Source organism: Enterococcus sp. DIV0008 (assembly GCF_050542615.1).
In the GTDB taxonomy this organism is placed as follows: domain Bacteria; phylum Bacillota; class Bacilli; order Lactobacillales; family Enterococcaceae; genus Enterococcus_D; species Enterococcus_D innesii.
Window position 1 is genome coordinate 495,304 of the sequence record NZ_CP172937.1, and the last position, 20,613, is coordinate 515,916.

The window sequence follows — 20,613 nt, forward strand, 5'->3', positions numbered from 1 at the left end:
GAAAGAGCATTTGTTCTTTCTGCTTTTGTGCCATCACGTGAAATTTCTAATAATCAAAAGAGGGAAAAAGGGTCGTTTTTTCATCTGATTTTCATTGACTTTTCGCGGTTACAAGAGTAGCATACAGTCTTGATAATTCAATATTTGTGAGGATATCGTTACAAGTTTAACGAAGGATTTTTTCATGAAAAGGAGTGTAGAAAAAGTGGAGTATTTGAAACGTTTGTTGGTCGGACGTCCATTGAAATCCGCAGAGAATGATGAACAAAAACTGAGCCGGACGGCGGCCCTTGCGTTGCTATCTTCTGATGCTTTGTCTTCGATTGCTTATGGGACAGAGCAGATCGTTGTCGTATTAGTGGCACTTTCCGCTGCTGCTATCTGGTATTCATTACCGATCGCTGCTTTTGTTATTATTCTTTTGATTTCATTGACCTTGTCTTACCGTCAGATCATTCATGCTTACCCTCACGGTGGTGGGGCGTATGTAGTAAGTAGTGAAAATTTAGGGAAAAATGCGGGCCTGATTGCCGGCGGCTCACTATTGATCGATTATATGCTGACAGTGGCAGTATCCGTCTCAGCAGGGGCAGAAGCCATCACTTCAGCTGTGCCGGCGTTGTTCGGTCATCAAGTGGCCATTTCTGTCGTGATCGTGCTCTTGATCATGATGATGAATCTGCGAGGGTTGCGAGAATCAGCTAGCTTCTTGATGATTCCTGTCTACACCTTTATCGCAGTGATCACAGTCTTGATCGTGGTCGGTTTGTACAATATCGTAACGGGTGCGCAACCGTTAAATGCAACCGCACTGCCAGGAGCTGTGGTACCTGGGGTATCCGTAGCCTTGATCTTACGGGCTTTCTCATCAGGTTCCTCTTCTTTGACAGGGGTCGAAGCGATCAGTAACGCTGTGCCGTTTTTCAAAAAACCACGGGCGAAAAATGCAGCTGCGACCTTGACGATCATGGCTGCGATCTTAGGGTTCTTTTTCGTCGGCATCACTTTTATCAACTATTGGTACGGTATCGTACCAGAAACAGAAGTGACCGTCCTATCTCAAATCGGCTCTGCTGTTTTTGGTCATGGGTTTATGTACTACGTTTTGCAATTTGCCACAGCGCTGATTTTAGCAGTTGCCGCAAATACTGGATTTTCTGCCTTCCCTGTGTTGGCGTATAACTTAGCCAAAGACAAATATATGCCACACATGTATCAAGACCGTGGGGATCGTCTCGGCTACTCAAACGGGATCATCACCTTAGCTGCTGGTTCCATCGTCCTATTGTTTATCTTCCAAGGATCGACCGAGCGTTTGATTCCGTTGTATTCTATCGGGGTATTCATTCCTTTTGCACTATCCCAAAGCGGAATGGTCGTCAAATGGAAAAAAGAAGGCAAAGGCTGGTTCTTTAAATCGATCGCCAACATCATTGGGGCTTTGATTTCCTTTGCGATCATTGCCATCTTGTTCGTGTATCGCTTAGGCGATATTTGGCCATTCTTTATTATCATGCCGATCCTCTTGTATATCTTTTACAAGATCCATGATCATTATAAAAAAGTCGCAGAACAGCTGCGATTGGAAAAACAAGAAGCATTACATGTTTATGAAGGAAACACCGTGATCGTTCTCGTCGGAAATGTTACCCGAGTAAATATCGGCGCATTGAACTATGCCCAATCGATTGGTGATTATGTCGTGGCGATGCACGTCTCGTTGGATGAAGATGTGAAGAAAGAAAAAGAGATCGAACAAGAATTTAAGCAAAAATTCCCAGACGTGCGTTTCTCCGTCGTTCATTCTTCGTATCGTTCGATTGAAAATCCCATCTTGCGTTATGTGGATCTAGTCAGCCGCAATGCAGCCAAACACAATTACACAACGACCGTTATCATTCCACAGTTTGTCCCAAGACGTCGCTGGCAAAATATTTTGCACAACCAAACAAGCCTGCGCTTGCGTTTCAGACTCTCTTGGCGTGAAAACATCATTGTAAGTACGTACAGTTACCATTTGAAGAAATAACAAAAACGCTAGTTTAGCGACCTGATTCCCAAAAGAAATGTTTGGGTCAGCCGCTAAGACTAGCGTTTTTTTTAGCTATAAAACATTTTTAGTTTGATATCTTGATCGTAATTCCCAAACCCCTTGCCAAAGAGGGTACAACCGCCGACATGCTCGGCATCTTCTTTGACTTCCACTTTTAAATGCCACGTATCTTCGTAGGCAGGTATATCCTTGATCGTAATGTCGGAAAGAGGAACACCTTCCATGTAGGTTCCATGTTCCATGATGCGAATCGTCTTTAATAACCCGTACTGATTGAGATTGTCTGGATACCAATCCGGTGTATACTTGCCGCGAATATCTGCAAAATCCCCTGGGCTAGTCCATGTACCAAGCTCCACACCATTTAAGCTGAAGGTGATATCTGACGGCCAGTTGTTATTGGAAAAAGGAAATTCAGACGAAACTTCCATTGAAATCTCCATCATTTCAAGTTTTTCTTCTCTTGCTAAGAAGTTTGGCGATTGGTATTCAACAAATCCTTTCGTAAACCATAAGATGCGGGCATCCATTCGTCGAGGATCCATGAAAAACTTCGGTTCATCTACCATTCCCACAAAATCAGCTGAAGTAGCAAGCCCGCACGTTGGTTCTACCGAATAATTTGTATAATGACCGATCGGTATCGTCGTTTCTTTCGTATCAAAGGCATTAAAGATTTTCTCAGGAAAGTTGATATCGATATGATCCACTCTTAAACTGGAAATCTTTTTTTGCCCTACACGCTCTGTTTTGATGATTTTGGCTTCTTCTAATTTTTTGATATGCATCGTAATGATAGCGCTGCTTAAGCCTAACTCTTGTGCCAACTCTTTGACATTCATCTTGTTTTTAGCCAGCAATTGAATGATTTTGATTCGCACGTTACTGGCAAGTGCCTCATAGACAGGCAATGCTTCTTGATTGATTTCTAATTGCATCGTGTCACCTCCGCTTAAACTGTTTGATTTACTTGAATGTTAACATATTTGCTAATTTGTGTAAATAGCGTTGTTTATTTCGCTAGTTATTAATATATTTATTAATTAACATAGATATTATCCTTAATAAATTAATCAAAATATTGTTGACAGCGATTACAAATAAAGTTATGATTTATTTGTAAATTGAAAGTGTTTGCAAACATCAATTTCTATGTTTTGTTTTTGTGAATTGTTTATAGGCTTCTTTATAGGAAATATCTTAGGTGTTAGGAATTATTATGAGCAGTTAGTAAGGTCTTTTTTTAGAGAGGTCAATGAACAAATGTGATAACGTACCTGCAAATATCTATAAAACTTGAGAGGATGGAAAAGATGAACATCAAAAAGGTTATTTTTTCGGGAGCAGTTCTAGGTTTAAGTAGTTTGGTATTAGGGGCCTGCGGAAACAGTAATAATAGTTCAGGTGATGATAGCGGAAGTAAAGAAATTACGTTTATGTTTCGAGGCGGCGAGGACGAGAAGAAAGCCTATGAAACAGCAATTAAACAATTTGAGGAAGAAAATGATGTAAGCGTTAAGATTATCGCCACAGATGCTGATCAATATGCAACAAAGCTGCAAGCGGCAATCTCAGGCGGTAATATGCCCGATGTTTTCTATGTAGAACAAAGCAATCTAATGGCTTACGTTGATAATGGTGTTTTGCTAGATATTACGGATGAAATTGAGAATTCAGATTTTGATCTTTCAAACATTTGGGAATATGGAGTAAACAGTTATCGGTATGATGGTGAAAAAGTTGGTAGCGGTGCTTTGTATGGATTACCAAAAGATGTTGGACCATTTGCTTTAGGATATAACAAAGACATGTTTAAAGAAGCTGGTATTGATTTGCCAGATACAGATACGCCTTATACATGGGATGAATTCGTTGAAGTATCTAAACAGTTGACGAAGGATTCTGATGGAGATGGAAATCTTGACCAATGGGCAACAGGATTTAACGTAAACTGGAGTTTACAAGCTTTTGTTTGGAGTAACGGAGCAGATTGGATCAACGAAGCCAAAGATACCGTTACAGTCGATACACCAGAATTTGCGGAAGCATTGCAATGGTTTGCGGATCTGCAAAATGTGCATGAACTCACCCCTTCAATTTCTGATGCACAAACATTGGATACGTATCAAAGATGGATGAATGGGGAGATTGCTTTCTTCCCTGTAGGACCTTGGGATATGAGTACGTATGCAGGATTAGATTTTGAGTATGACTTGATGCCTTGGCCAGCAGGCTCTACAGGCGAATCTGCAACGTATATTGGTTCTTTAGGAATTGGTGTTGCCAGCAAAACCAAACATCCAGAAGAAGCAGTGAAATTAGTTGAGTATTTAAGTGCATCTGAAGAAGGACAACAACAATTAGTAGATGCACAGATTCAAATTCCTAACCTGATTGATATGGCTGAAGAATGGGCTTCTGATACGGACAGTGTACCTAATAATAAACAAGAATTTATTGACATCGTCCAAGATTATGGTCGCGCTTTGCCAGTAGCAACAACCTACAATGCAGAATGGTACGATGAATTCTTTATCAATATCCAACCTGTGTTAGATGGAGATCAAACGGCAGCGGATTATTTAAAAGAAGTTCAACCTAAGATGCAAGAAAAACTAGACTCAGCGATTCGCCAACAAGAAACAGCAAGATAGACTCACTGGGGTCACATATCTATGTGACCCCAAAGATTTTTATGGAGGGACGCGTAATGGAACAAGTGGAAATAAAAAAAACAAAAAATAAAAATAGTCTTTATGCAAAAGAGCACAAAGTTGCTTTCTTGTTCGTTCTACTTCCAGTTTTAGGATTTATTTTGTTTTCATTGATACCTTTGGGCTATTCGGTTTATGCTGCCTTTACAGATTGGAACGGTCTAGGGCAAATGAATTTTATCGGTCTTGAGAACTTTCAGAAGCTTTTTAGAGATGAGTACTTCTATAAGACGATGTTTAATACCGTCTTTTTGATGTTAGGGATTCCAATCGGTTTGATTTTGTCATTTATGCTAGCATCAGCACTGAGCAGAGGAATTAAAGGAACGACGATTTTTCGAACAATCTATTATATTCCAGTCATCTCATCATTAGCAGCCATTTCGATTTTGTGGCAATGGGCTTACAATGGTGATTTTGGTTTAGTCAATCAGGTCTTGGATATCTTCGGTATCAGCGGCCCTAACTGGTTGCAAAACCCATCAACAGTCAAACCGGCAATTATTATTATGTCTGTTTGGAAAGGCTTGGGCTATTCGATGCTCTTGTACTTGGCAGCGATTCAAAGTGTACCCAAAACCTTTTATGAAGCAGCAGAATTAGATGGTGCTTCTTCTTTTCAAAAGTTTCGCAATATCACTTGGCCGATGGTTAGACCAGTCACTTTCTTTTTAGTCGTTACGAATATTATCGGCGGCTCACAAATCTTTACGGAAATAAACATTATGACACCAACTGGCGGACCACAATATAGCAGTGCTACGGTCGTTTGGTATATCTGGCAAAAAGCTTTCAGAAATTGGCAAATGGGTTATGCAAGCAGTATGGCGTTGATTCTAGCAGTATTGGTTTTTGTGATAACAGCATTCCAATTCTATATGAACAATCGTTCAAGCTATAAATTAGATTAGGAGGGAAAAGAATGAAAAAACTGAAAATAAGCAACGTACTCATTATTTTAATTCTCTCCCTTGGAGCAGTTATTATGGTGGGGCCGTTACTTTGGATGATCTCAACATCGCTAAAAGACCGAGCTGGCGTCTTCCAGCTGCCACCTCAATGGATTCCAGACCCAGTACAATTTGATGCGTACAAACGTTTATCTGAGCTGGACACTTTGTTCTCAGGGATTAAAAATACAGTGATCGTTTCACTTTCTGTAACTGTTGTAGGTACTCTGACATCCAGTTTAGCTGCCTTCTCATTTGCCAAATTACGGATGCCGCATAAAGATGCGCTATTTCTAATTCTTTTAGCCGCTTTGATGATTCCCTATCCAGCGGTGATGATCCCACAATTTATGATGTTCTCCCAAATTGGCTGGGTTGATACGTTATTACCATTGATCATTCCGGGAATGTTTGGGAATATCACGATGATTTTCTTTTTGCGACAATATTTATCTAATATTCCTGATTCGATCGTTGAGGCGGCAAAAATTGATGGGGCGGGCTATTTACAAACCTTTATCCAATTGATTTTCCCGTTGATTCGTCCAGCAGTTGCTGCTCAATTTATTTTATGGTTTATGGGCGCTTGGAATGACTACTTAGCACCATTGATCTACTTGAATAGTCCAGAAAAACAAACATTGCAAGTAGTGATCGCAAACTTAAATGCCGCCTATGCAATTCAAACGGATTATCCGTTGATTATGGCAGCTTCCGTTGTTTCATTACTTCCGGTTTTGATCGTATTTATTATTTTCCAAAAGCAAATTATTGAATCAGTTGCACTTTCTGGAATGAAAGGGTGAGTAGATGTTTCTAAAAGCAATGAACTGGCTAAATGCATTCGTACTTCTGATAGAACTAAATATTTTGTGGCTTCTAGGTATTTTAGCTGGTTTTTTTGTGGTCGGCTTTGTTCCCAGTACTGTTGCTGTCTTAACGATTCTAAATAAAGAGGATCTATTTACAGGCTATTACTCTTATATAGAAGTATTGACTTTATTTTGGAAAAACTATGTGTCAGCCATTCGCTTATACAAATGGCGGGTCTTTATATTTCCACTTATTCTAGGCATTCTCTATTTGGAATTGCTGATTGTGCAGCAAAGTGATCTAATGAGAGCATTTTTCCAATGGCCACTTTTGTTTTTGTTCAGTTATGTGATTTTAGTATTGATCAATTTATCCTTAGTCACTCGATTGAGTAAAGATAAGTGGAGGAAAAAAGCCGTTTTTTCATTGACGAGTCCATTCTTGTTACCAAAAGAATCGTTTCTTTGCCTTTTGATGGTTCTCACATTTTCAATTGTTAGCATGGCGTATCATTGGTTCTTTTTTGTCGCAATTTCAATCTTTTTGTACAGTGCCAGCAAGTGCTTGTTGTCAGGCTATAGCAAGAAAGGATTGTTAAAATCATGATCAAAAAATTTCTTTTCTCGTGTGTTCCTCTAATGGTTCTTTTATCTGGCTGTACTGCTTCTGCAGTTGAAGAAGTCTTGTCCCCTCCTGAGTTTGCCGATGTTAGTGTCCATGACCCATCGGTGATCAAAGCGGATGATACATTTTATATTATTGGATCACATATGCAATTTGCCAAGTCTCAGGATTTGATGAAGTGGGAGCAGATATCTAATTCAGTATCTGAAGATACACTATTTGAGAATATTCGAGAAGAATTGGCAGAAGAGTTTGAGTACGCACAGACAGATACGTTATGGGCTAGTGATATCCAACAGTTTAAGAATGGAAAATACTATTTGTACTATTGTTTGTGTCAAGGAACTTCACCGCTCTCCGTAATGGGAGTGGCGGTATCTGACTCTATTGAAGGTCCTTATGAAAAAGTCGAATCTTTTCTTTATTCAGGAACCTCTCCGCAGTTTGGTGAAGCGTACAATGCAGCGATTCATCCAAATGCGATCGATCCTCATGTTTTTTATGACAATGAAGGAAAATTATGGATGGTCTATGGATCATACTCAGGTGGGATTTTTATCCTAGAAATGGATGATGAAACGGGTTTGCCTAAAGATCGCAATTCTTACGGAACACATTTGATGGGCGGAAATCACAGTCGCATCGAAGCACCATACATTCAATATAATCAAGAAAATGGCTACTATTACTTGTTCACTTCATTTGGTGGGCTAGATGCAGACGGTGGATATAACCTTCGAGTCGCGCGGTCAAAGAATCCCGATGGTCCTTATGAAGACAGCCAAGGAAATCCAATGGCTGAGGTCAAAGGGAAATTTGGAACGGTTTTTGATGACGCAAGTATTCAAGACTTCGGAACTAAAATTATGGGGAACTTCCTATATACCGAAAATACGAGCAATGAAGGGGTGGGCTATGTTTCGCCAGGTCACAACTCGACCTATTATGATGAAGAAACCAATCAATATTACCTGATTTTCCATACACGTTTTCCAAATAGCGGAGAATACCATTCTGTGAGAGTCCATCAAATGTTTTTCACAGAAGCAGGCTGGCCGGTTGTTTCTCCATTGAGATACAGCGAAGAAACGATTGCTGACTATACAAAGAATCAAGTTACGGGTGCCTATACGCTGATTTCCTTTGACAAGTTTTTAACGGATGATTTGAAAGAACCACAGGAAATTACAGTTGAAAAAAATGGCACGATCAAAGGTGATCGCACTGGAACATGGGAACTAGCAGAAAAGAATAGTCAAGAAGATTCAAGTGTGGTTATCGATGACACTGTTTACAAAGGGAAGTTTCTTTCCGGCTGGGATGAAAATCAGCAAAAGCAAGTAATGACATTTACAGGTACCTCCGAAACAGGAGTACCATTATTTATTGTTAGGAATGAGGAGTAAGGTATGGCAAAAGCAAATGCAGAGACAATACAAAATCCAATCGTGTATGAACGAGCAGACCCTTGGGTATATTTACATTCCGATGGTTACTATTATTTTACAGGTTCAGTTCCTGGGTATCAGTCGATTGAACTTAGACGAGCGAAAAGCCTCAATGAACTGGAAGATGCGGAAAGAAAGACGGTTTGGCAGGCACATGAGTCGGGACCAATGAGTGAATTGATTTGGGCGCCAGAAATTCATTTTATCGCTGATAAGTGGTATATCTATTTTGCCGCGAGTGATAATGAAGAGATCAGAAATGAAAATCATCATCATCGAATGTTCGTGATCGAAAATAATGCAAGTGAACCTTTTGAAGGGGAATGGGAAGAAAAAGGACAGGTCATCACGCAATTTGAAAGCTTTAGTTTGGATGCAACTGTGTTTGAACATCAGGAGAAACTTTATTATGTTTGGGCGCAACAAGATCCAAGAATTCCAGGAAACTCTAATCTTTATCTATCAGAAATGGAAAATCCATGGACGCTAAAAGGAAAGCAGCTTTTACTATCGATCCCTGAATACCCTTGGGAACAGATTGGTTTCATGGTGAATGAGGGACCAGCCGTGCTTAAGCGAAATGGTAAGATTTTTATCACTTATTCTGGCAGTGCTACAGATGAAAATTACGCTATGGGATTATTGTGGACAGACGAAAATAGTGATTTATTGAATGGATTTTCTTGGCACAAATCCCAAGAGCCAGTCTTTCAAACGTCAGAACGGAATTCTCAATATGGACCGGGACATAACTCTTTTACAAAAGGGGCAGATGGTGAGGACATTTTAGTTTATCATGCAAGACCAGAAAAAAATCAGGCAGGCGATCCTCTGGCAAACCCGAATCGACATGCAGTTGCACAACCATTCACTTGGGATGAAAAAGGATTCCCAGTCTTTGGCGAGCCGGTCGCAAACAATAAATTAGAGATGAAGGTGAACTGATTGACGATTAACATTCAAAACACAAAATCAGGAACAACGATCAGCAAATATATCTACGGTCATTTTGCAGAGCATCTAGGCCGTTGTATCTATGAAGGATTATACGTTGGAGAAGATTCGCAGATCCCAAATAAAAATGGGATGCGAATCGATGTGGTTGAAGCACTGAAAAACATTCAAATCCCTGTGCTGCGTTGGCCAGGCGGCTGCTTCGCCGATGAATACCATTGGAAAGACGGGATCGGTCCTAAAGAAAACCGCAAAACGATGGTCAACACGCACTGGGGCGGCGTGACTGAAAACAATCATTTCGGAACCCATGAATTTTTTGAATTGATCAAGCAGCTGGAATGTGACGCGTATGTAAACGGCAATGTCGGCAGCGGAACGGTGCAAGAAATGTCGGAATGGGTGGAATACATCACGATGGATGGCATTTCTCCGATGGCTGATCTTCGCAGAGAAAATGGCCACGAAGATGCGTGGGAAATGAAATTCTTTGGCGTAGGAAACGAAAACTGGGGCTGCGGCGGCAATATGCGGCCAGAGTACTATGCGGATCTGTATCGCCGCTATCAAACCTATGTCCGCCAATACGGTGACAAAAAAATCTACAAAGTTGCTGGCGGAGCGAATGTCGCAGACTATCATTGGACAGAAACGCTGATGAAAAACGCCCATTGGTTGATGGACGGCCTAAGCTTGCACTACTACGTTCATCCGCAGGGCTGGGAAGAAAAAGGTAGCGCCTTGGAATTTGATGAGGCAGAGTGGCAAGTGACCTGTGAAAAAGCAGCCTACATGGATGAATTATTGACCCGCCACAGCGCGATCATGGACCAGTATGACCCAGAACAGCGTGTGGGAATCATTGTTGATGAATGGGGCACTTGGTTCTCAGCAGAACCTGGGACGAATCCAGGCTTCTTATACCAACAAAATACGATTCGTGATGCCATGGTCGCAGCGATCACCTTGAATATTTTCCATAAACATGCCAAGCGAGTGCATATGGCAAATATCGCACAAACCGTCAACGTCCTGCAGGCGATGATTTTGACAGATGGCGAACAAATGGTGAAAACCCCAAGCTATCATGTATTTGATTTGTACAAAGTCCATCAAGATGCTGAAACCATTGATAGCCATGGAACCAGCAGCGATACCATTACGTATACAATTTCGAAAAAAGAAGATACGATCCATCTATCGGTTTGTAATTTTGCTACCCAAGGCACGGAAGAATTATCCTTCTCCCTTGAAACAGCGATCAATGAAGTGAAAGAAGCTCGTTATATCGTGGGGGACAAAATGAACGCACACAATGATTTTGATCATCCTGAAGATGTGGTGATCCAAGACTTCACCGCTTACAATGTTGAAGAGAACAAAGTCAGCTTGCGGGTGCCAGCAATGAGTGTTCTAACGATCTCATTGACAGTCTGACCCATGACTTGTAAAGGGTGCGAAGTGAAAGATGCTGCTGCAGCAGCACAGGAAGACATTGAATCCTTGATTGCAGAACAACTTTCTTTAGAAAGCGACTTGGCTTCGCCGGAGATCGTCAGTAGGAGAATCGCTGTTTGTGAGGCTTGTCCATTGCGATTGAATCATACCTGTACCAAATGCGGCTGCTTTTATCGGTTTCGCGCAAACTTAGCTAAGAAAAACTGTCCTGCAGGAATGTGGGAACAAACAGGACAGCTCGTCAAGTAGCTGTCCTGTTTTTATAAAATAGCATAAATCAATTAGGAGATGAGGGAAGACATGACAGCGATCAATGGGGTTCATGATCCTACGATTATTGAACATGAAGGCACCTTTTATTTATATTCAACGGACACCCAACAGCCCAAAACGGCAGGTGTACCAATTCGTCGTTCAAAAGATTTGATCCATTGGCAATTTGAGAAACAGGCATTGTCAGAAATGCCTGAACCAGCAGTAAAATGGAGCAAAGCTCAAGGACTATGGGCACCGGAAGTTATCCGCTACAAGGACGAATTCCGTATGTATTATTCTGCTTCGACATTCGGCAGTACCACTTCTTTTATTGGCTTAGCTACAGCAACAGATCCTTTGGGCCCTTGGGAAGATCAAGGAGAGGTTGTTAAAACCAATGCTACTCTTGCACAGCATAACGCGATCGATGCCAATATTGCTTTTGACCGCTCGGGTGAACAGTGGTTTGTCTATGGTTCTTTCTTTGGCGGAATCTATATTGCTCCATTGAACAAAGAAACTGGAAAACTTCAAGAAAAGAGCTATGGTCAACGGATTGCTTTTCGTCCGAAAACAGTTGATACTGCTATTGAAGGCCCATTTATCTATTATCATCCTGAAACCGATTATTATTATTTGTTTGTTTCTTTCGACTCCCTTAACGATTCGTATAATATCCGTGTCGCCCGAGCAAAAGAAATTACAGGGCCATATCTGGACTGGCATGGTACGGCCATGACGGATCAAGAAAAGACGCCCACCGAAGTAGGGACTAAACTGTTGGGGAGCTATCAGTTCTCAGAAGAACCAGTTGTATACGCTCCTGGTCATAATTCGATCTTTACGCAAACCAATAAAGAAAGCTTCGTTGTGCATCATGCACGGAGAAAACCATTCAGTGACCAATTCCATTTACAGATACGTAAACTCTATTGGCTGGAATCAGGCTGGCCAGTAATCTCTACTTCAATCTATCAAGGAAGTATTTCACGAATGCCAGAGCAGGAAACTCTGTTAGGAAAGTGGGAAATCATCCAATTTGATCATGAATCTCAAGTTATATCTTCTCAGCTGCAAGAAATAACAGCATTAAAAAAAGAAGGACGAAGTTACTTGTGGGGAGAAAACGAATTTGTCCCATATTATGAGTACATCGACCAAAAAGAAAGGTTGTTTTTTTCTGGAATCAATGATCAAGGCGTAGCGTTTCTTGGTCGAAAAGTGTACGAAGAATAAAAAACAAGCAGCACAATGAGTAGGTTGCATTGTGCTGCTTATAAACGTATACTGCTGCCGGCTTTACTAAATATTGCCTTTTAATAATCGGACACCATGAGTAGGAACCTCAGCATCGGCAATTGTCTGTTCTTTTTGTTGCCATAACTCAGTGCCGCTTTTAATTGGTAGTAAAGCAGCGATCGATTTTGGGATGGTTTGCGTTTGATCAGAAACATTGAAAATGGCATAGTAGACTGCTGTGTCGCTCAACGCCTCCCAAATGATCCACTCTTGATCACGATAGAACTCTTTTTTCGTATGAATTCTTCGATACATTTCTAAGACTTCAGTATTCGTCAATAAACGTAAGGTAAAGGGATCGATGTCTGGTAAAGTACCACCGAACATCAATGGAGATTGGAAGATCGTCCATAAACTCATCAATAAGTATTGCTCGTCTTCCGTAAAACGTGTCCAGCTATCACCACCGCCACCATCAACTGCCCGAATGCCGATATGACCCAACGGCAGCATATCACAGTCAGGCCAGTTACCTGGACGAACGAAAGGTGCCCACTCTGCTGCTCGGTCAAACATGGCGTAAAGGGCGTCCCAATGATCCCAAAAGTCATCCGTCAAGCGCCACATATTGGCATGATTTTGAAAGAAACTACCATTTTTGAGGGCAGCTGGTCCGGGAGACAAAGAAAGGACGATCTCTCGACCGGATCGATCGATCGCACGGCGAATCGCTTTGATTTCTGCTTTATGGGCATCACCGTAAATTTTCGAATCGCCGATGTCATCCACCTTTATAAAGTCAACACCCCAAGAAGTATATAATTCGAGCAAAGAATCATAATAAAGCTGTCCTTCAGGCAATGAAACATCGACCCCATACATATCGGAATTCCAAGGACAGATTGAATTCATAGCAATGTCCCGTGCCCGTTTATCCGTTCCTTTGATCGGCGTATTTTGATGAACTGCTTGTCGTGGAATGCCGCGCATGATATGGATACCAAACTTCAGCCCTTTTTGATGCAGATAGTCACCAAGTTTTTTGAAACCAGCGCCATCTTTTGCTGAAGGGAAGCGGTTCTCAGCAGGAATCAAGCGAGAATAGTCGTCCATACACAACGGATAAAAATCATTATACCTTGTAGACTTTGCTTCTGGTTCGCTCCATTGAATATCCACGACGACATACTCCCAACCATAAGCTTTCAAATGCTCTGCCATAAAATCAGCATGGGCGATCACTTCTGCTTCGGTTACAGAAGCGCCATAGCAGTCCCAAGAATTCCATCCCATTGGGGGTGTTTGTGCAAAATGTAAAAAAGACATCGATTTCCTCCTAGTACGTTTTTCTTATAGTATAGTAAGCAATAAAAAAGAGAGGGAAAGTTTTGTCTACTAGAAATAAAAAAGAAAGAAATCGTCAACGAATAAAAAAGGAGTTGATCAATGGTGTTTCCACAAGAAACAAACTATGCGAAGATTACAGCATACTATAGTGTTGCCCTTGAGCGTTTTTCCATGGATCCACATCAACACCCAGCGTGTGAGATCATGTTTGTGACCAAAGGGAAGTGTAAGATAAAGGTGCAAGATCAAGTAATTGTTCTGGAAAGAAATGATTTCGTTTTCATAAATGCGTTTGTGGAACACGCCTTACTCGTTGAAGGAGATTCCTGCACATTACTGAATATTGAATTTCTTCTAAGTGAGACACCGTCCGCCCTTTGTGTTCGTGATGTTTTTGCACACATCAAAGGAAATGTACAATTGAATGAGCCTTACGCGAAAAGTCGCGATGTCCGCCAATTTGGACAAGCGATCAAGTCATTGCTGCAGCTGCTAATGATCGATGATACTCAAGAGCAATCGTCTGCTGAACGGCAATTTACGATCGAGCTCTTGTTTAAGCGGATGCTGATGGAATTAGCCTTTTCATTACGTACGAAAGAAACCAAACGGGGCAATTGCTATGTGAACGCTGCGATCGACTATATTCAACAGCATTTTGATGAAGATATTCAAGTCCCCCAAATCGCAGCGGCGGTGGGGATTACGAAAGCCTACTTGCATAAACTCTTTCATGAGCAACTGGGAGTGACGGTCAACCATTTTCTCACCAGTGAGCGTCTGAAACAGGCAGCATTTTTACTAAGCAATAGTCAGCTGCCAATCGTCGAAATTGCCGCTCAAGCAGGATTCAACAGCAGGCAGCACTTTACCAATACCTTTAAACAGAAAAAAGGCATGAGTCCTAAAGCCTACCAGCTCTTATATAAGCAAACGATCAAAGAGGAGGCAGGGCAACATATCACAGGAGATGATCCGAACTTTTTATTAATGAAGTAAATATGAATTGAATGATCAAGCATAAAAAAGTAAAAGAACAGGAGAACGTAATGAAAGAATTCGCATTAAACAAGATCCAGCTCACGGACGAGTTTTGGCAAGGATACCAAGAGATTGTTCGCAAAGAAACGATTCCTTACCAATACCAAGTCCTAAATGATGAAATCGATGTAGATGTTCAAGCAGAACGGGAAGATCCCAATTTGCCAGCTGGGAAAAGCCATGCATTGGCGAATTTTCGCATCGCCGCAAGGCAAATGGAAGGAGAACATTTCGGCTGGTTTTTCCAAGATAGCGATGTCTACAAATGGATCGAGTCAGCTGGGTATAGCTTGTTGAATACTAGCGATCCGCAATTGGAAAAGACAGTAGATGAAGTGATTGACTTAGTTGCTGCGGCGCAAGAAGCAGATGGCTACTTAAATACCTTCTTTCAATTGACCCGACCGAAGTTAAAATACCGTCAGCTGTATTTCAGTCATGAACTTTATTGTGCCGGGCATTTAGTCGAAGCGGCTATCGCTTATGATCAAGCGACAGGCAAGGATAAATTACTGACCGTGGCAGAGAAAAATATCGCCAATATTTGCACGCATTTTGGGCGGGAGCCTGAAAAAATTCAAGGTGCAGATGGCCATCAAGAGATCGAATTGGCGCTGGTGCGTTTGTATGAATACACCGGTAAACAAACCTATTTGACATTAGCTGATTTCTTTCTTGAAGTACGTGGGGAAGATCCTGCCTTTTACGAAAAAGAAATTTTGAAAAACCAAGCGGATGGCTTATCGGATGAAACGCCAAGGGTAGACCTCACCTATTTACAAGCCTACGATCAACCTAAAAAGCAGCATGAAGCCAAAGGTCATGCGGTACGAATGCTGTATATGGCAAGCGGGATGGCAAAAGTCGCCCAGCATACCCAAGATCAAGAATTAATCGACGCTTGTGAAGCGATTTGGGAAGACATCGCCTGTAAGAAAATGTATGTGACCGGTGGCGTCGGCTCAACCGTTCACGGGGAAGCCTTTGTCGGTCCCTATGATTTGCCAAATGATACGATGTATTGTGAAACCTGTGCTGCCATTGCATTGGTCCAATTTTCTTTTGAGCTGTTCAAACTAACCAATGAACCAAAATATTTAGCGACGATGGAACGAGCGTTGTATAATAGCGTCCTTTCTGGTGCGGCAATTGACGGCAAACACTTTTTCTACGTGAATCCTTTGGAGGTCAATCCCCAACGAGATCAAGAAAATCCTGGCAAAGGTCACGTCAAAGCCCAACGACCCGATTGGCTCGGTTGTGCGTGTTGTCCGCCGAATTTTGCACGGATGGTCGCTTCGCTGCAGCGCTTGGTTTACACTTGCGATCAAGAGAAGCTTTACGTGAATTTATTTGTAGCAAGCCGTTTAGAAGAACCTGATCAATTTACGTTTGAACAAACGGGCGGGTTTCCTTTTACAGAGGACCTCACGATTCGCTATCAAGGCATTCCAAAGACGCTTATCATCCACAAACCTAACGGACTAAGTAAGTTTCAAATCGATAGTGAACACGAATGGCAGGAGACGAACGAGGCAATCATCTTTGAGGCAGTCGAAAACGTGACGGCCAATATCCGTTTTGAACAACCATTGCAAATCCTGCGTGCGAATCCTCAAGTTATTCAAGCTATCAATCAAGTCGCATTGCAACGTGGCCCCTTCGTGTATTGCATAGAAGAAGCCGACAATGGTCAAGCACTCTGGCGTTGCCGCATCGACCCACAGGCGCTGGAGGCGACCTTTGCGAAAGAGGATACGTTGTTGCCAACTACTTTACGTTTGGCGATCAAAGGCTACCAAAGCGAAGAATGGTCGGGAACAACCCTTTACGAAGAACGAGCGGAAACGGTCATACCTCGTACGTGGCAACTGATCCCATACCATTTATGGGGCAATCGGGGCATAGGCGAAATGCGCGTTTGGCTGCCGCTCGTTGGAAAGGAGTAAGAAGTAAGCAGGGCCAAAGAGCTTCCCAAAAAGGAGGCTCTTTTTTTTCTATGTAAAAATAGCGGGAAAAGTTCGCTGTATATAAGTGCATTATTGTATTTTTGACGTACTCAATCAGGTACGCTATAATTATATCAAGAAAAGGAGGAGAGGCAATGGCTAATACAACGATGAATCCTAGCACTGCTCGCAAAAATTTTTATCAGTTATTGAAAGATGTAAATGAAAACCATACTGAAATTGAGATTATTAGTGATCGTAGTGGAAACAATGCGGTGTTGATTGGGCTAGAAGACTGGAGAGCGATTCAAGAAACCCTTTTTCTTGAGCAAACAGGTACTCTAGACAAAGTACGAGACCGCGAAAAAGACGACAGTGGCTTTACGGATATCGATGATATTGATTGGGAAGCTCTTTGATGAGTAACTATACAGTCGCAATCAAAAACTCTGCGAAAGTGGATCTAAGGAAAATCAAACAATCGAATTTAAAGAAACAGTTTGAAGAAGTGATTCAGACCTTGAAGGAAGATCCATATATGCCCACGCAGTCTTTTGAAAAGCTGAGACCTACACATGAAGGCAGATATTCACGTAGGCTGAATAGGCAACATCGAGTGGTTTACAAAGTTGATGAGGAAAATAAAGTTGTGGAAATTTATTCTGCATGGACACATTATGAATGAAGTGTGAAGAGCTGATTTTTTAGCTAGTTGACCAAGAGCTTCCCAAAAAGGAGGCTCTTTTTTTCTAAACTCAACCTTCTTGGATTTGTTGCATGATTTCTTTAATTTGTTCCTATATTCCTACCTTTGAAAGCGTTATCGTTTTAGTATAGGAATGTTGGCGGGTTTATGTAAAACAAGGAGGAAGAAGTGTGACAAGGAAAATCAGTAAAGTTGGCGTATCTTTGTTGGTATTGGCAGCGGCAACGGCAATCGGCGGCTGCACCCAAAGTGAGGCGAAGACAACGGGAAAAGTCGTTTACCAGGAAACAGCCAAAAGTACGTTGGAAAAAGCGATGGACAATCAACCGGAGTCGTCTTATTGGTTCCCAGAGGATTTGTTGGCATGGTCTTTTGAAAAAGATCCAGATGCGAAATACAATACCAGCGTTGTTCCATTAGCGCAGCGGGCAGCTAAAGAGACGTTGCCGAAGATGAATGACACGCAAACGGCAGAAACCAAAGTCGTGGCGCTTTCGATCATGAATAGCAGTACGAGCGGCAATGCACCACGAGGGATCAATACCTTTGATGCCAATGTCTTTTCTTATTGGCAATACATCGATCAATTGGTTTATTGGGGCGGCTCTTCAGGCGAAGGGATCATCGTACCGCCAAGTCCTGATGTGACAGATGCTGCTCATAGGAATGGCGTGCCGGTTTTAGGAACGATCTTCTTTCCGCAAACTGCCCATGGTGGGAAGTTGGAATGGCTAGATACGTTTTTAGCTAAAGATGAGGATGGCAATTTTCCGATCGTAGAAAAGATGATCGAAGTTGCCAATACGTATGGCTTTGATGGCTGGTTCATCAATCAAGAAACCGATACGGCGGTCACTAGTTTTGATGATGCAGCGGAAGGTGTCGAACAATCGGGGGCTGATGGTAAAGGACTAAATGAAAGCCACGCCAAAGCGATGCAAGAACTGATCGCCCAATTCAAAGAACAAGCCGACGATCATTTAGAGATCATGTGGTATGATTCCATGACGAGTGATGGGAAAATGGATTGGCAAAATGCTCTGACGGATAAGAACAAAGCCTATTTAGTGGATGCAGAGATGAACCCATTGGCAGACAGTATGTTCTTGAATTTCTGGTGGACCACTGACAAACTGGCGGACAAGGAGCTGTTGAAGGCCTCCAATGAAAAAGCCCGTGAAATCGGTGTCGATCCTTACGATCTTTTTGCTGGGATCGATGTACAAGAAAATGGCTATGCAACGCCTGTGCGCTGGGATCTGTTTACGGATGAAAAAGGCGTTCCTTATACTTCATTGGGCCTGTATGTGCCTAGCTGGACCTATTCTTCTGCTAGTACGCCGGATGACTTCCAAAGCAAAGAGAATGCTTTTTGGGTCAATAACACGGGTGATCCTCGGGAAAGCCAGCTGCCAGAAGCGACAGAGTGGCCTGGGATCTCCACGTATGCCCTGGAACAGACCGCTATCACAGAGCTGCCTTTTGTGACGAATTTTAGTCTGGGGAATGGCTACAACTATTTTATCGAGGGAGAAAAAGTGTCCAGCCGCAATTGGAACAATCGGAGTTTGCAAGCTGTTTTGCCGACCTATCGTTGGGTCTTTGACCATGGAAAAGACAATGATTTGGCTGTATCAATCAATTATGCGGATGCCTACAATGGCGGAAATGCACTGAAACTACGTGGACAGATGACAAAAGGCAGTACCAGTCACATGGCATTGTATCAGACAGCATTTCCTGTGACGAAAAAGACGAAGCTGACGACGACTGTCAAAGCAACGGTACCGACAACTCTTGATTTGGTCGTGACCTTAGCCGATGGTTCGACACAAACAATCAAAGGAGACAAAGAGGTCGCAACAGACTGGACGACGATCACCTACTCATTGAAAGACATCAAAGGAGAAGTGACAGCGATCGGTTATGACATAACCACGAAAGAAACCAGTGATGTCTATGAATTGAATTTAGGGCAATTAACGATCGGAGATCAGAAAGCGGAGAAATTCGCTGCCGAAGCATTGACGGTTGAGGATGTGCTCTTTGATGAAGAAGAGGGCAACTATGCGGGTGTCCGTTTAACGTGGGAAGCTGCCAAGGACAAGACAGCTGCGGTTTATGAGGTCTACCAATTGAACGATGACGGCTCACGCTCTTTCTTAGCAGCTACGCCAGCAACCAACCACTATTTGAATGCCGTTGAACGACCAAAAGGGACGAGAACCAAGTTCGCGGTGGTGGCAGTGGATCGCTATGGCAATCGCGGCAAGCTATCCGATACGGTGGAGATCACTTGGCCGAACAATCAGCTGCCAAAAGCAGCCTTTACAGCCTCTAAAACCTTAGCGGCACCGGGGGAAACGATCACCTTCACGAATACCTCATCTGCGAATGCCGAAGCATTTGAATGGACGTTTGAAGGCGGCGATATCACCAGCAGTACAGAAGAAAATCCCCAAGTGACCTATTCGGAACCAGGTACCTACAAAGTCACGCTTGTTGCCAAAAACGAAGCAGGAGAGACCCCTCTGGAAATGGCGGGATTGATCACGATTTCTGCTGATGCGCCAAAAGAGTTAATGCTGCTTTCAAAAGATGCCGAAGCAACTGCTTCATCGTTTGTCAATGATGCCGAAGCACCGGCTTTTGCCCTCGATGGTGATTTGAGTACGAAGTGGTGTGCGACAGGCAATGCGCCTCATGAGTTGATGATCGATCTCGGTCGACCACAAACGGTCAGTGAAGTACGCCTCGCTCATGCGGAGGCTGGTGGAGAAGGTCCAGACATGAATACGCGGGCGTATACGGTGCTCATCAGTGAAGATGGCAAAGACTATGAGCCAGTTTCACGAACGTTGAAAAATGAAGCTGGCACTAGCACCAATACGTTTGCCGTCAAGAAGGTGCAATATGTAAAAATCAGTATCGATAAACCAACACAAGGAGCAGACTCAGCAGCCCGAATCTATGAAGTCGAAGTATACGGAATGGATAAATAGCGAAAAGAGCAGGGCGTTAACCCTAAGAAGGGAAGCGACTGAAGCGATACTTTACTGAAA

General features: G+C 42.5%; 17 protein-coding genes. 15 read left to right on the forward strand and 2 right to left on the reverse strand.

What is annotated here, in order from left to right; genetic code table 11:
• Positions 1-205 precede the first annotated feature (205 nt).
• Entirely contained in the window at positions 206-2,029 is a 1,824-nt protein-coding gene (locus IGI84_RS02335; protein WP_140966222.1) for an APC family permease, read from the forward strand.
• 71 nt (positions 2,030-2,100) lie between these two features.
• Here the strand turns inward: IGI84_RS02335 and IGI84_RS02340 are convergent, their stop codons facing one another.
• Entirely contained in the window at positions 2,101-2,991 is an 891-nt protein-coding gene (locus IGI84_RS02340) for an ArsR/SmtB family transcription factor (protein WP_195265337.1), read from the reverse strand.
• 375 nt (positions 2,992-3,366) lie between these two features.
• On the opposite strand from IGI84_RS02340, the gene IGI84_RS02345 reads away from it, so the two are divergent.
• The 9 genes from IGI84_RS02345 to IGI84_RS02385 are packed head-to-tail and all read left to right on the forward strand — an operon-like array spanning position 3,367 to position 12,505.
• Entirely contained in the window at positions 3,367-4,707 is a 1,341-nt protein-coding gene (locus IGI84_RS02345; protein ID WP_015508887.1) for an ABC transporter substrate-binding protein, read from the forward strand.
• A 56-nt stretch (positions 4,708-4,763) separates the two neighbouring features.
• The gene (locus IGI84_RS02350; RefSeq protein ID WP_034872060.1) at positions 4,764-5,678 is read left to right on the forward strand and encodes a carbohydrate ABC transporter permease; all 915 of its coding nucleotides are present in this window, start codon (positions 4,764-4,766) and stop codon (positions 5,676-5,678) included.
• Between the two features lie 11 nt (positions 5,679-5,689).
• The gene (locus IGI84_RS02355; RefSeq protein WP_005232200.1) at positions 5,690-6,523 is read left to right on the forward strand and encodes a carbohydrate ABC transporter permease; all 834 of its coding nucleotides are present in this window, start codon (positions 5,690-5,692) and stop codon (positions 6,521-6,523) included.
• A gap of 4 nt (positions 6,524-6,527) precedes the next feature.
• Positions 6,528-7,136, forward strand: a complete 609-nt coding sequence (locus tag IGI84_RS02360; RefSeq protein ID WP_005232198.1) for a DUF624 domain-containing protein — start codon at positions 6,528-6,530, stop codon at positions 7,134-7,136.
• Complete coding sequence (locus IGI84_RS02365) at positions 7,133-8,560, forward strand: glycoside hydrolase family 43 protein (protein WP_218193157.1); 1,428 nt, start codon at positions 7,133-7,135, stop codon at positions 8,558-8,560. Before IGI84_RS02360 ends, IGI84_RS02365 begins: the two co-directional genes overlap by 4 nt.
• A gap of 3 nt (positions 8,561-8,563) precedes the next feature.
• On the forward strand, positions 8,564-9,547 hold the full coding sequence (locus tag IGI84_RS02370) for a glycoside hydrolase family 43 protein (protein ID WP_430600673.1): 984 nt from the start codon (positions 8,564-8,566) through the stop codon (positions 9,545-9,547).
• Positions 9,548-10,993, forward strand: a complete 1,446-nt coding sequence (locus IGI84_RS02375) for an alpha-N-arabinofuranosidase (RefSeq protein WP_430600675.1) — start codon at positions 9,548-9,550, stop codon at positions 10,991-10,993.
• A gap of 3 nt (positions 10,994-10,996) precedes the next feature.
• Positions 10,997-11,263, forward strand: coding sequence for a DUF6171 family protein (locus IGI84_RS02380; protein ID WP_140966217.1), 267 nt, complete (start codon positions 10,997-10,999; stop codon positions 11,261-11,263).
• Between the two features lie 51 nt (positions 11,264-11,314).
• Positions 11,315-12,505 carry an arabinan endo-1,5-alpha-L-arabinosidase gene (locus IGI84_RS02385; protein WP_189372340.1) on the forward strand — a complete coding sequence of 397 codons (1,191 nt, stop codon included), beginning with the start codon at positions 11,315-11,317 and terminating at the stop codon, positions 12,503-12,505.
• 66 nt (positions 12,506-12,571) lie between these two features.
• Here the strand turns inward: IGI84_RS02385 and IGI84_RS02390 are convergent, their stop codons facing one another.
• Positions 12,572-13,834, reverse strand: coding sequence for a glycoside hydrolase family 27 protein (locus tag IGI84_RS02390; protein WP_140966215.1), 1,263 nt, complete (start codon positions 13,832-13,834; stop codon positions 12,572-12,574).
• A gap of 120 nt (positions 13,835-13,954) precedes the next feature.
• Between IGI84_RS02390 and IGI84_RS02395 the strand changes: the two genes are divergently transcribed.
• The 5 genes from IGI84_RS02395 (at position 13,955) to IGI84_RS02415 (ending at position 20,553) form a co-directional block, all read left to right on the forward strand.
• Positions 13,955-14,854, forward strand: a complete 900-nt coding sequence (locus tag IGI84_RS02395) for a helix-turn-helix domain-containing protein (RefSeq protein WP_140966214.1) — start codon at positions 13,955-13,957, stop codon at positions 14,852-14,854.
• Between the two features lie 50 nt (positions 14,855-14,904).
• A complete protein-coding gene (locus tag IGI84_RS02400) occupies positions 14,905-16,845 on the forward strand; it encodes a glycoside hydrolase family 127 protein (protein WP_430600678.1) in 1,941 nt (646 codons plus the stop codon).
• A 155-nt stretch (positions 16,846-17,000) separates the two neighbouring features.
• On the forward strand, positions 17,001-17,264 hold the full coding sequence (locus IGI84_RS02405) for a type II toxin-antitoxin system Phd/YefM family antitoxin (protein WP_086293915.1): 264 nt from the start codon (positions 17,001-17,003) through the stop codon (positions 17,262-17,264).
• Complete coding sequence (locus IGI84_RS02410) at positions 17,264-17,530, forward strand: Txe/YoeB family addiction module toxin (protein ID WP_002294198.1); 267 nt, start codon at positions 17,264-17,266, stop codon at positions 17,528-17,530. Before IGI84_RS02405 ends, IGI84_RS02410 begins: the two co-directional genes overlap by 1 nt.
• A gap of 191 nt (positions 17,531-17,721) precedes the next feature.
• Positions 17,722-20,553, forward strand: coding sequence for an endo-beta-N-acetylglucosaminidase (locus IGI84_RS02415; protein ID WP_430600682.1), 2,832 nt, complete (start codon positions 17,722-17,724; stop codon positions 20,551-20,553).
• Positions 20,554-20,613 lie beyond the last annotated feature (60 nt).